The organism is Paenibacillus sp. EKM211P (assembly GCF_011066175.1).
GTDB classification, from domain to species: Bacteria; Bacillota; Bacilli; order Paenibacillales; family Paenibacillaceae; genus Paenibacillus; species Paenibacillus polymyxa.
This window is the reverse complement of the sequence record NZ_JAAMNS010000008.1, coordinates 80,485-94,098: the sequence shown is the minus strand read 5'-3', so window position 1 is coordinate 94,098 and position 13,614 is coordinate 80,485. Positions and strand designations below refer to the sequence as shown.

Genomic DNA, 13,614 nt, shown 5'->3' with positions numbered 1-13,614 from the left:
ATCCGGCTGTTAGATGCTTGAATTGGCGTCAAGCGAAATAACTCGTCCACCGTTGATCTACAAGCTTAACTATATCCTCACGCGGTAGCACCTCATCAGGGTAGCCTGGCTTCATACGTGCATCCACTACAATCGGCAGCTTATAGTTCAGGTGATGCAAACGTACTTCGCTGTCGGCGTACATATCTGTAGCCGGGTTAAAGCGTGTGAATACCGTCCACAGGAACGAGGCTTGGGAGCGAACAACTTCTTTGGCATCGTCCACGATAAAGACAAGCGGCCACTCTTGCTCACCCGCAGCTAATCGCTCCAATACACGCGCAGCGAGTTCAGGCTCCTGCTCAAAGGACGAGCCGGATATAACGAGGCAACCTCCGCAATAGGGTTCGATTTCACGAATTCCCGGCAGATCGCCGCCTTCATAAACGCGAGGCAATTCACGCACAGGCTCGCCTACCCCCATCAGAATCGCCTTGCTGCCGTGATTCAGCTTGCGGCCCGTGTAATCGAGTGTATCGTGAGACGTATGGTTAAAAATAAACAAATCTCTGGCTGGATTAAATCGCTCCAAAATGGTTTCTAGCAACAGGTTAAAGTCGGATAAATCGATCACCCGATCCGTCAGCATCAGGAATTTGGTCAACGACAATTGACCTTGACCCAGAATGGTAAAGCCGGATACCAGCGCTTCACGGGAGTAGCTTTCACGTACGACTGCCGCTGCCAGCGCGTGTACACCTGTTTCTGCATATGCCCATAACGACTTGACGGAAGGCATCACAAGCGGATAGGCGGGCGACAACAGACGTTGCAAAAATTCGCCGAGATAGTAGTCTTCCTGCCGTGGCTTACCTACAATGGTTGCCGGATAAATGGCATCTTTGCGGTGATGCATATGTTTGACATGAAACACAGGGAAATCATGTTGTAATGAGTAATAGCCAAAATGATCGCCAAACGGCCCTTCCGGGCGACGTTCATGAGGCGGCACATAGCCGCTGATCGCAAACTCGGCTTCTGCCGGAATGCGATGGCCTCCAAGCGGGTCTTCTGTCATGGGCAGCTTGCCCCCCATAATCAGAGAAGCCAGCAAGAGCTCTGGCAAGTTTTCCGGGGCAGGAGCAATGGCAGACGCAATCAGAGCAGGCGGGCCACCGATGATGATCGTCGTAGGCAACGGCTCATTACGCAGCTCTGCCTCATGATAATGGAAGCCGCCGCCTTTATGGATTTGCCAATGAATCCCTGTCGTCTGATCATCATAAATCTGGATGCGATACATCCCCAAATTATGGTCCTTAGACTGACCTGGCTTTTCGGTATACACGAGCGGAAGCGTAATGAACGGTCCTCCATCCTCGTGCCAACTGGTTACTCTAGGCAGCGGAGCCAGCGGAGCATCCGTACGGCGAACGCCCAATACAGGAGCTTCGTTATGAGATACTGTTTTTAGTCCTACTTTTAGCATGTCCTTAATCAGGCCACGTTCATTCCACAACGCTTTGGGTGTAGGTGGAAGCAGCGTCTTGGTTGCACCTACAATTGCATCCATCAGTTGCTCTGGACGAGGGCCAAAAGCCATGTCCACACGGCGATTCGTGCCGAACAAATTACTGGCTACAGGAAACGGGGTTCCTTTGACATTGGTAAACAGCAGTGCCGGACCCTCTTCCTCAATGACTCTTCGGTGGATCTCAGCCAACTCCAAATAAGGATCGACAGGTGCTTCTATAATTTTAAGATCATTTTCTTTTCGCAGCGCTTCAATAAATTGGCGCAAATTCTGGTAGATCAACTGGATGATTCCTCCTAAGCAAATCAAGCCCTCGAGAAACTCGTGGGCCTGGTTTGTTTCTTATGATGTTATTATACGTGTTCCAACGCCTCTTGGGCAAAAATACGTTTCATTATGATCTACGAAATGCTTAGGTACGCTGTGCTTGGGTCGGAACAAGCTTGCGGTCCGGTGACAATTGCCATACACGATAGCTCAGATAAGCCAAAATGGAGAACAACGATGCAATCACCAGCATATGTCCCAGCACGATAAACATATAAATTTCAGGTCTGTTGACGTACAGCAGGATAATGCCAATCACCACTTGAAGTATGATCAATACGACCGATACGACACCTAGGGTACGAATATCCCGGTGATTCGGGTGATAACGGTACGAGTAGTGACCCACAGCCAAAATAATGACGAACAGCAGTCCGGCTGAAATCTGATGAAGCAGCAGTGGAGATATGAAGCCCCCAATATTTACAACCTTCTGGATGACCGAATGACTAAGCAACGCTCCTGAATAAACAGCAATATAGGTATAGATCGTTGATAGCCATATAAAGTTACGATAGCCCCGACTGACACGCCCAGGAATCAGACGTGGAGTGTAGCGTGAATCCGCATGCTCCTGCCAGGCTCCCAGCGTCATCATAGTCGCACTGGCAAAAGCGATAAGCGCAAAGCCAAAATGCAGTCCCATGACTGCAGCCGATTGGGAGAAGATGACAGCCAACGCCCCCATCGCACCTTGTATGATAACAAACAATAGCGTAAGCAACGAGAATAGCTGTAAATCCTTCCGATGCTTCATAAACAGCAAAAAGCCGACAAACGAGGCGATAGAAAGAATTCCGGCCATGGCACTGACGGAGCGATGAGAGAACTCAATAAGGGACGCGATGGTATGTGCCGGAACCAGCTTACCATTACAAAGCGGGAATTCTCGTCCACAGCCGAGACCCGAATCCGTTCGCGTCACGACACCTCCACCGAAGGTAGCCAAAAACATGACAATACATGTTACGAGTGCCAGCCATTTTAATATTCTAATTTTGTTATTCAATGAATTCACCCGTATCCTTCCAAATATAATATTTATTCACTTTAGATGTTGTGAAATGATCACTTAAAGTAATTATAACTGATATATCGTTCCTTGACATACGAGCTTTGTTGACAAAATGTGAACGTGTCCGTAAGAAAGCCGCCTCCTTCAAAAGGAAGCGGCTTTCTGTATAGCGTGATGATTAGGTTTCCCTTCGGAGCCCTCATACATACCGTTATCATTTATTTTGCCAAGTTAGCATGGACTTCTACAGCCCGGTCCAAAAACTGCTCGATTTCCTCGCGGGATTTACGCAGCCTGTTCACCAGACGTACCAGTTCTCGCCCTTCACTGTAAGCGATAAAGCTGGGAATCCCTAGAACATTTTGCTCTTGACTGACACTTTCGGCCTGCTCTACATCAATTTCAATTAATGTAAGCTTGTCTGCATATTGTTGTTCCACATCAGGCATGAACGGATCAATAAAATGACAATCTCCGCACCAGTTCGCCTTAAACACAGCTACCGTTACACCTGAAGTGGATATTGCCTTATTAAAGTCTTCTTGAGAGACGATTTTTTGCATACATAATTCCTCCTTGAACTTCTTTTATGCAGGAAATCCTGTAGTTTCTATTGTAACGCCAAGTGAAGCTTTTGCACACACCCCTATTATGCTCACATGCCGATTGGAAGCCCTCTCATTGAGGCATACTAAAGATATACTTAAGAATCCACATAAGCGACGACATTCTAACAGCATACCCAACATACTTAGTGGAATACGGGGATGCCTGCACTTGAAAGGAGGTTATTTAAACATGTCTCTCACTGAATGGCTCCATGTGGCATCTCGACAGCTTCAGGGAGGGCTCAAGCTACTCGGCTCCGTTCCGCGTTTTGCGGAGGAGGCATGGGAGGGCAAACGTGCGGCCTGGACCGAATCCCGTAAATTACGCTATCCCTTACGTGATCTGCCGTGGGATTATCAATCGGCACAAGCCGCCATGAATGAAGTTGAAGCATTAATGCTGGTGAACGGACCCGCTACGCGTCCCTCTTCTCTTAATATGCCCTTATGCGAAACAGACTGTGAGCTGCTGGAGCGGATCAAGAACGATACAGCACAGGAGAATCGCAGCAACATCACGCGCACTGCCGCTTACCTTGAATGCTATCGTGGCTACCCGGAATTACACTGGGCATTACTGGCCCATCTGGTTTCTCGTAATGGCGGCTATAATATGACTGACCTGAAGGGGGAGCTCATTGGCAACCTGTTCGGCGAACAGGAAAAGGAGTGGCTGTATCGGCTACTTGAGCGCTGTAACGCTCTTATTTTTCAAGACGCTTATCCACAGTTGCAGCTTTACATGCACAGCCGTCATTTGGGACGAAGTTGCTTCCATTTGTTGCCCTATTTTCACGTTTCGCCATTCATGAAGCCCTTTTGGGAACGTTTCTGGGCTTGGCGGGATAGTTCTCTTTTGACGGTGGCGCTCATTATTAATGAACAAAACTATATTGAAGGACGTGTCGTGAAAGATCCGTATTTTCAAAAATTTGTGACACACAAGCCGGGCTTTTATTTGCATGACTGGCTTCAGTTCAACCAAGTTATATTTCCGCTTGGGCTAAACGGTGGCCTTGCCGGACTTGTCATGGAGCGTTTCGGCCATCTGGACGAGCGGATCGGCTTTGGCAAAAGTCTCTACGCTTTGTTATTTGGCCATCAGCAGGTACTGGATCAGGCATCCGCATTTGCTGCCAGTGTGCCGCATACCGGTTCTCGCAGCGACTATTGGCCGGGACTGTTCACTCCAAATGAACAAAAAGCGCTGCGCTCTCCAGAAGAGAGTGCAACGCTTTTAGCACATGAATGGCTTCCGCCAAGTCAACGTCTGTACAGCCCAGAACTGAACGCCGTCTGGTCAGATACAGCCTATGATCCGATTCCCCGTTATGACTGGTTTCAGGACGGTTCTACACTTGGGCATATCAGTGAACCAAGACGGCCTCTGTTATTTGCTATGCGCCATGAGCATCGCCACGGCATTCAAAAAACAGCAATGGCCCATGATGCTCATAACAGCTTAAGGTCCTTTCACTGAACAGATGAGAGGGCTTTTTTAGCCTCGTTGTCCAGTGGACTCACGCTGTAGGCGCATTAACGGACGCAATACCTTCTGCAACACGCGCGGATAGTTACCCAGCTCTTCCCTGCGCAATACGCGCAGTACAACCAGCAATACCAAGTAGCATACCAGTACAACCGCTCCGGCAATGCAGCACGCAATCAAGAAGGCTACACGCGCAGGCATCAGATGTACCAGCAAAATGCAGGCTTCATTTACTCCGTACCCGATAGCTCCCGAGACAACGACTGCGGTTAGGAAGCCTGCCCAGCGCCGGCCCATGATTGAGAAGGAAACAATACCTTTCAGCACACGCAAATTCAGCAACGTAATGACGAGGAAACATAATCCGGTTGCGGCAATAATTCCGTAAATCCCTAGCCAACCAGCCAGTAGCCAGCTCGCTGCCAACTTCACGACGATCCCAACCATCACATTGACCATTGAAATACGCGGCTTGCCCATACCGATCAATATCGAATTAGAGGTCATCATCGTAATCTGAAAGATCGTTCCGAGTGTCAGAACAGCGATAATCCCGCTGCCTCCAAGCGAGCTGAACAGCAGGCCATTAATAGAATAGGCAGTCACACATAAAGCCAGCACAATCGGCATTCCAGTCAGAATAGAGATGCGCAAGGCAAGCGTCATCTGATTTTGTAAATGCTGTTCATCCTTACGGGCAAAAGCCGCTGAAATGATCGGAATGAGCGATTGACTGAGTGCAATGGCCAAGATTGGCGGAATGCCTGCCACACTCTGTGCCCTAGAGCCTAGATAACCCAACTGAGTAGTCGCCTGATCCAATCCCACTTGTCCAGACAGCAGTCTAACTACAATCGACGTATCAATAAAATTAACCGCCGGAACCGTCAGAGACGACAATACGATAGGAATAGAGAGCTTGAAAATATCTTTGTAAATGCGCATCATTGGTAGCGCGGAGCTTTCCTCTTGGAATTGCTCTTGACGATCCTGGCGATCCTGACGACGCAATTTCACCGTGTAGTACAGCATTACTGCCAGAGCGCCAAGACTTCCCATGACACCCCCAAAGGAGGCCCCCGCCGCTACCTCACGATCTCCATAGCCAAGCTTCAAAATAATAAAAGCGAGTAGAATTGCGGTGGCTACCCGTGCGACCTGCTCGACAATCTGTGAAATACCGCCTGCGGTCATATTACCGCGTCCTTGGAAGTATCCGCGCATCATCGCAATGGCAGGAAACAACAGCAAAGCGGGTGCCAAAGCCTGAATAGCCAAAGCAGACTGCGGAACCCCTGCTACATGCTCGGCAAAATAAGGCGCTCCAAAATACAGCAGCCCCGTAATGATAACACCGGCCACGGCCGCGAATATCAAAGCCGCACGATACACACGTCGCGCTTCCGCAGGCCGATCCAGTGCGTAGCGCTCCGAAACCATTTTGCTCAGTGTGCTGGGAATGCCGGCCGTAGCGACCGTGAGCAGCATCAAATAAGCGTTGTTCGCAATGGTAAACGAGGCGTTCCCGACGGAGCCGAGCAAATGCTCCAATGGAACGCGCTGTACCAGACCAAGCACTCTGGCCACCAAGGCGGCAGCGGCTAAAATAAGGGTACCTTTAAGGAATGTTTCTTTATTGGACAAAATGCGTTCCCTTCTTTCTTGCTGTTCACATGCATGCAAAAGCCCCGCAACAAACAGTCATGGCCTGAGCCATCACCGGTGCGGAGCCGCATGTCGATTCTGTCTCTGCAAATCATAATAACGAATCTCTGGTTAAAACACCCAAATCAAGAATACAATAATCATGGCAAGCTGCAAAATTACTTTCATCACGGTGCTAGTAAATAGGCCCAAGACGGAGCCAAAGCCCACTTTTATAGCTCGATCCAGCGGGGCTTTGCCAATCAGTTCACCCAGCACAGCACCGATAAATGGTCCCAAAATCAGACCGAATGCCGGAATAACGAAAGGGCCAATAATGATTCCTACTGTACTAAGGATCGCTGATAAACGCGAGCCGCCAAATCGCTTAACTCCCCACGCATTCACAGCATAATCCGCAATAAAAAGGGCAACGACGATTAGTGTTTGTATAATCCAAAACAATGCATTGTATGGAGCAAACGAGAAAAACCAGCCGTATACAAAAAATGCAAAATAAATGGCGAGCGCCCCCGGCAATACGGGATACACCGCTCCCGCCATGCCCACAATGAACAGTACAATGACAACAATCCAACCTAAAACGTCCATGGGCCTCCTCCTTCTCGTCTATTCATCTTGCTTGTGCACCATCATTTTATTACACAAGTACATAATCTCGAATCACTTCTACAATGCCGTCCTCATTATTCGAAGCCACAACCACATTAGCGGCTTCTTTTACCGTATCCTGAGCATTCCCCATCGCTACACCCAGTCCAGCCGCTTGAATCACAGCCAGGTCATTCAGACTGTCACCTACGGCAACCACCTGCTCCATGGTAATGCCGAGCAGGTCGCACACTTCAGCGATGCCACTGGCTTTGGATATACCGGCCGGATTAATTTCCAGATTCGTCATCGAAGAATTGGAAATTTCAAGTCCCCCCATCTCCTGAAGCTTGAGCAAAATTTGATGGCGAATTTCGTCATTTTCCGTATTAAAACCGAATTTGAGCCATTCCTGTGTGTCCAATGTGTCCGGCCAACGATCTCTGTTGTATAGCTCCTCGGTTGAGTAAGCCCAGAACCAGGAGCCTGTTTCTACGGCAATCTGGTGCATCTTGCGAATAAGCTCCTTATCAAGTAAATAGCGGCGCCACAATTCGTGAGGTGATTTCCATACTTCACTGCCGTTTACAGTTACCATTGGCGTCTCCAGGCCGAGTTGCTGACCGTAAGGCAAAGCATGCATCGCTGCACGTCCGGTGGACAAGCATACATGAATCCCTTCCTGAATCGCCTTATTAATCCAGTTAATCGTTTCCAAGCTTATTTCATGATTATCATTCAGTAAAGTTCCATCCATGTCGAGCGCAAGCAGTTTGTATTTATATTGGTTTTCTCCCATGGTCTCTCTTCCTCCTGTTGTCCCTTATGTCCAACGACATTTTACCATGAAAAAGAGAAGCCCACAAAAGTATTCAAGTCCTTATTTCGCTACCGGAGGCTTTTTAGGATTACCATCAAGCCCGTATACTTCGTCATACGCATCAAATATTTTACGCGCAACCGGTCCCGCACTCGTCGCACCAAAGCCCCCTTCAGGAATGATAACCGCTACAGCCAGCTTCGGATTTTGGCGTGGAGCAAAAGCGATGAACACCCCATTATCTTTAACCGTACGTCCCACCACCTGCTGAGAAGTCCCCGTTTTGCGGGCATAATCATAGGGAAATCCGTTAAAGGCTTTAACATCGGTAGCCATGCCGCGAATCACAGTATTCCAGTACGTATCTGAAAAAGCGACCTCATTCAGCACCTTCGGCTTAAACTCACGTACGAGATTCCCCTGGTCATCCACAATTTTACTGACTAGATGAGGCTGCATTCGCTTGCCCTTGGTTGCCAGCACAGTCGTATACTGGGCCAGCTGCATCGCTGTATATTTCCCTTGCTGACCAAAGGATGCCTGTACCAAACGTGTCAGCGCACTTTCATGCTTGCTCGTATACTCAAGTCTGCCTGCCCACTCGCCTGGCAGATCGACTTCAGTCGGAACGCCTAATCCAAATTCCTTCATATACTTGTCCCATACATCAATTCCCTGATGCATCCCTGCATTACTTCCGTATTTGGCATACAGTGGCTTGCCGATCATATCCACCATAAACGTATTCGACGAGACCTCAATTGCCCTGCTAGGTGTCAAAGAACCATACACATGTCCGCTAGAGTTCCCAACTCGGCTGGAGCGATTTTTGCCGTAATACGCACTTCCCGTATCCTGATAAGTCTGTCCGGGAGAAAACAGGTTTTCCTTCAAACCGATCAGCACGGTTAGCGGTTTAATGGTTGAACCCAGAATCACCGAAGATTCTGGATGTGGACCCGCTTTTCCGCTAGGTACGGATTTAATTGTTCCATTTCCCATTTTATGCTGAATTTCGTCATATACCGAAGGCGAGGTACTTCCACTTTTCCATACATTAGAGTCATAATCCGGCATGCTGGCCATTGCCACGACATTTCCGGTCTCTACCTCCATCGCTACAGCGAAGCCAGTGGTCGCGTCTTGATGAAGCTCCCCTGATACGGCATGAGTATGAAGCGAGCGAAGCTGATCCATAATGGCCTGTTCGGTTTTCTGCTGAATTTCCTTGTTGATGGTGGAGTATAAATGATGTCCTTTTTCCGGAGGAGTAATGGATTCAATACCCTCCGGCATGCTGCGCGGATTGACTTCTACCGTTTTATATCCGTTTTTTCCTCTCAGCTCATCCTGGTACTGAAGTTCCAAGCCATCATATCCGACCGTTTCACTTTCCGAATACACCTGTGCCGGTTTTAAAACCTCCGAATTCGCTTCATAGAGCTCTTTATATTTGGGCCGGTTCGTTCGAGCTCCTTTGAACTTGTACATATATCCAATCGTTTGTACCGCCACCCGATCCGGGTCATAATGGCGTACACTTTCTTCTACAACCTCTACACCAGGGAACTCTGTCCGATGTTCCAGAAAATAAGCGATTTCCTCCCGACTCAGGTCGGATTTGACCAAACGTGGGGTAAATCCCCTATATTGATTATAGTCCGGGTCCAGTCTCTTTTTTATTTCCTCTGCATTAAGCTGCTCTCCTTCGGGACGACCCAGTTCGTTTAATTTGGCAGCAAGCTTGGCAGCAAAAGCATTGAGCTCAGGGAGCAGCTTTTCCCCCGGCTTGCGATCTTTCTCCGTACGTTTGCTATAATCCTTAGGCAAAGTTACGTACAGGGACTGCACCGAGGTGGAATATGCCAGTCTAACCTTACCTGTGGAGTCATAAATCGTACCGCGACTCGGGGTTAGCGGGACATTTTTGGTATTTATCGATTGCTGCTGGCCCTTTAGCTCCTCTGATTGTATAAACTGCAATACAGCTAGTCTGGTAATGATCAGGGCAAACAGCACAAAAGCACTAAAAAACAGTAGGTTGGTTCGTAAAACCGTCCGTTTTTTTCGTGACTCTTCATTCTCTTCAACATTTTTCTTTTTAAATGAAAACTTTTTATCCAAACTTCCTCTGTCCATATTAGCTGGTCATTACTCCTTTCAGTTAGGTTTTTATATTCCTGATCCTACCATATCCAAAGCAATAAACGATGAATTCCCAGATGACAATTTTGTAAGAAAACATACAAAAAACAAAAAAAGCTTCCCTCAGCCCTAAGGCTGAGGGAAGCTTGCCTGAAATAATATCTGTATAAAAATAATTATGGCTGTTTGGCTGCATTGGAATCGGCTGTCGTTGCATCCTTTTTCTTAGGGACACCGTCCAGACCGTACACTTCGTCGTAAGCATCAAAGATTTTACGCGCCACAGGTCCGGCGCTCCAAGCTCCGAAGCCCCCTTCAGGAATGACAACTGCTACTGCAAGTTTAGGATTCTGGCGTGGTGCAAAGGCGATAAATACCCCGTTATCTTTTAGTTCTCTGCCTACACTCTGCTGTGATGTCCCCGTTTTGCGAGCAAAGTCATAAGGGAAACCTTTAAATGCGCTGACATCTGTTGCCATCCCGCGTATGACTTCATTCCAGTAAGCATCCGGAAATTTCACTTCATTCAGCACCTTCGGCTTAAACGTTTGAACCACATTACCGTTGGTATCTTTAATTTGACTGACCAAATGCGGCTCCATCCGTTTGCCCTTTGTTGCAATCATCGTTGTATACTGGGCAAGCTGCATTGGAGTATACTTACCTTGCTGACCAAAGGAAGCATACGCTAGTCTAGAAAGTACCGACTCGGATTTATTCGTATACTCTCGCCAACCCCGGAACTCACCAGGCAAGTCTACTCCAGTGGAAACGCCTAATCCAAACTCCTTCATATAACGGTCCCATACATTTATCCCCTGGTCTTCTGTAGCATTATTTCTGTATTTGTTATATAGGCGCTTGCCAACCATATCGACCATAAAGGCATTGGAGGAATGACGTATAGCGGTAGCCGGGTCCATTGAACCGTACACATGACCAGACGAGTTCCGCACCCGTGCGGAATTATTACGTCCGAAATAAGCAGCTCCTGTGTCTTGATAGTACGTATTTGTCGTAAATAGTCCTTCTTCCAATCCAATAAGAACAGACAGCGGTTTAATAGTTGATCCGAGAAGCACGGTAGAATCTGGGTGCTGTCCAGATTGGCCTGAGCCAACGTTCTTTATTGTAGCGTTTTGATACACATGTTTTATTTCTTCATATTTGTCTTTTGAAATCGTACCTGTCTGCCAATAATTCGCATCATAATCCGGCATACTGGCCATCGCGACTACATTCCCTGTATCTACTTCCATAGCTACAGCGAAGCCTGTTTTCGCATAAGGATGAGTCCTGCCGGATACAGCGTGTGTATGGAGCCATCTCAATTGATCCATAATGGCATTTTCAGTCTTCACCTGAATTTCTTTGTTAATCGTGGAATAGACATTATCCCCTTTTTGCGGAGGAGTAACAGAATCTACGCCCTCCGGCATATTGCGCGGATCAATCGGAACCGTTTTATAGCCATTTTTCCCTCGTAACTGTTCCTGATATTGATATTCCAGTCCATCAAAGCCAACAGATTCGTTATCCATATAGATGAGGCCCGGATCATTTTCAGCTGACATGGATTTTTGAATATTCTTATATTTATCCAATGTTTCACGCGCACTTTTGTAACTTTTAATATAACCGACCGCTTGAACAGCTACCGTATCAGGATCGTAGTGGCGTACTGTTTCCTCTACGACATCTACACCCGGAAACTCACTTTTATGCTGCATAAAATAGGCAACTTCATCTTTATTAAGATTCGTTTTAATCAGACGCGGCGTAAAACCGCTAAATCGCTGATAGTTCCGATCCATAGCGTCCATAATTTGTTCTGCCGTCATTTTTGGCTCATCTTTATTACCATATTGGGCAAATCGATTTGCCAGCTTTTGTGTCATGTTTTCCAGCTCAGGCAACAGCTTTTTATCAGGCTTACGCAACTGCTCCATGTTGTCACTATAGTTCTTGGAGAGCGTGATATACAGCGATTGTACAGGTGTCGAATACGCCAGTCTGTTCTGCCCGGTTGAATCATAAATCGTTCCGCGAATCGGCGTAAGTGGTACATTTTTGGTAACATTACTGGCCTCCTGCTGTTTGAGCTGAGGTCCATCTACAAATTGAAGTATCGCCAATCTTACAATAATGACTGTAAATATAATGAACGAGCTGAAAAAGAACAGATTGATCCGGAAGCTAAATCTTTTTCGGTCGGATGTCTCATTGTCTTTTCCTTGCTCGTTGTCCATCTTTCTCATGTGCCCTTTTCCACTCCTTCTTAAATCACTTTATCCTTGATATGTGTTTGGGCAAAACCTGGCGGGTTAAACCAGTCTCCACTTTGTGCCCAGGTCGGGTCCAGCGGTACCCACTGATCCTGTCCGCTCAAATATACCTCATTCCAGGCATGGGACCCGTATCCTCCCTGTCCGTTGTATCCAAGGCCTGTTACAACCTTGACCTGTAGTCCCTGCGAACGAGCCATCATTGAGTAAAGGCGGGCATAATCAATGCACACTCCTTTACGTGTATCAAACGTATCTCTGGGAGTCTGTTCATGCCAGTCACCACGTTGCTCATAGGCTTCCACCTTACTGTAATCATAGCTAATACGGGTGCCTACCCATTCATACAACGCTCTGGCTTTTTGCTCGTCACCGCTAGCCCCTTCTGTAATCTTGGCCGCTGCCTGTACGATATCGCTTGGAATGTCCCGGTCGATTATTTCATATTTGCGCTGCATGATACCATTCAATTCCTTGGTAACAGCCTGCGTAAATACGGGCAGCTTATCCTTAATCAGAGTCCCGGACAACGGCTCAATGACCGATTGCGCGCCTTGCTTATAAATCGGCGAAGCTTGTACGTAGCTGCTAAACCCGCTGTCTGGATACAGACTTACGCCTATGAACAGCAGGGCTATGATCATCATGGCACGAGCTCCACCAATAAGAGTACCTATGCCGGCCCCTGCCACTCTGCTGAAAAAGCCCGATTTCTTTTGATGCTCATGGAGGGAGGAATCTGATTTGCCACCTACCATCAACACATAAATGGCACGCAGTATAAACTGGGCAATAGCATAACTGAGCATGAACAATACGGCAAACCGCAGCAGCGGAAAGCCCTCTATCCCCGCCACAAGCGTATAATAAAATTGCTCAATCCCACTTAGTTTTCGCTGTGGCAAATGCTCCATGTAAGCTGCCAGCCATTGCTGCACCTTTGGTGAAAGCCACATCGCTAACCCGAGCGAGCACAAAATACCCGCCACAGTGAGTATGCCATCCACAATGAGACTAAACAGCGCACCTACAGATCTGGAGGCCCCTCGCCTCCACCCCTGTATCAACGACAATGCTACGATGGCGATCAGAAACACCGTCACGCCATTCCAATGAAGAATAGACTCCAGCCAGGATGGGTTCATTGTGTTCCTCC

Annotated in this window: 10 protein-coding genes; 1 reads left to right on the top strand and 9 read right to left on the bottom strand. The window is 47.7% G+C overall.

Features of this window, described 5'->3' with window-relative positions:
* Positions 1–28: 28 nt before the first annotated feature.
* From G9G57_RS13750 to G9G57_RS13740, 3 genes are all read right to left on the bottom strand, one after another.
* The gene (locus G9G57_RS13750; protein WP_017427280.1) at positions 29–1,795 is read right to left on the bottom strand and encodes a UbiD family decarboxylase; all 1,767 of its coding nucleotides are present in this window, start codon (positions 1,793–1,795) and stop codon (positions 29–31) included.
* A gap of 130 nt (positions 1,796–1,925) precedes the next feature.
* Positions 1,926–2,858 (bottom strand): COX15/CtaA family protein, encoded by a 933-nt coding sequence (locus G9G57_RS13745; protein ID WP_013372916.1) that lies wholly within the window; start codon positions 2,856–2,858, stop codon positions 1,926–1,928.
* 215 nt (positions 2,859–3,073) lie between these two features.
* Positions 3,074–3,418 (bottom strand): thioredoxin family protein, encoded by a 345-nt coding sequence (locus tag G9G57_RS13740; RefSeq protein WP_164965076.1) that lies wholly within the window; start codon positions 3,416–3,418, stop codon positions 3,074–3,076.
* A 235-nt stretch (positions 3,419–3,653) separates the two neighbouring features.
* Here G9G57_RS13740 and G9G57_RS13735 point away from each other — a divergent pair, with 235 nt between their 5' ends.
* Positions 3,654–4,943: a DUF2515 family protein gene (locus G9G57_RS13735; protein WP_164965075.1), complete on the top strand. Its 1,290-nt coding sequence runs from the start codon at positions 3,654–3,656 to the stop codon at positions 4,941–4,943.
* A gap of 18 nt (positions 4,944–4,961) precedes the next feature.
* Here G9G57_RS13735 and G9G57_RS13730 read toward each other — a convergent pair whose 3' ends face one another.
* From G9G57_RS13730 to G9G57_RS13705, 6 genes are all read right to left on the bottom strand, one after another.
* Positions 4,962–6,596 (bottom strand): putative polysaccharide biosynthesis protein, encoded by a 1,635-nt coding sequence (locus G9G57_RS13730; RefSeq protein ID WP_164965074.1) that lies wholly within the window; start codon positions 6,594–6,596, stop codon positions 4,962–4,964.
* Positions 6,597–6,728: 132 nt separating this feature from the next.
* The gene (locus G9G57_RS13725; protein WP_058830393.1) at positions 6,729–7,208 is read right to left on the bottom strand and encodes a DUF456 domain-containing protein; all 480 of its coding nucleotides are present in this window, start codon (positions 7,206–7,208) and stop codon (positions 6,729–6,731) included.
* 49 nt (positions 7,209–7,257) lie between these two features.
* Positions 7,258–8,007: a Cof-type HAD-IIB family hydrolase gene (locus G9G57_RS13720; protein ID WP_013372921.1), complete on the bottom strand. Its 750-nt coding sequence runs from the start codon at positions 8,005–8,007 to the stop codon at positions 7,258–7,260.
* Positions 8,008–8,088: 81 nt separating this feature from the next.
* A complete protein-coding gene (locus G9G57_RS13715) occupies positions 8,089–10,167 on the bottom strand; it encodes a peptidoglycan D,D-transpeptidase FtsI family protein (RefSeq protein ID WP_164965073.1) in 2,079 nt (692 codons plus the stop codon).
* A 182-nt stretch (positions 10,168–10,349) separates the two neighbouring features.
* The gene (locus G9G57_RS13710; RefSeq protein ID WP_164965072.1) at positions 10,350–12,431 is read right to left on the bottom strand and encodes a peptidoglycan D,D-transpeptidase FtsI family protein; all 2,082 of its coding nucleotides are present in this window, start codon (positions 12,429–12,431) and stop codon (positions 10,350–10,352) included.
* 20 nt (positions 12,432–12,451) lie between these two features.
* A complete protein-coding gene (locus G9G57_RS13705; protein WP_040102935.1) occupies positions 12,452–13,603 on the bottom strand; it encodes a transglutaminase domain-containing protein in 1,152 nt (383 codons plus the stop codon).
* Between the last annotated feature and the right edge of the window lie 11 nt (positions 13,604–13,614).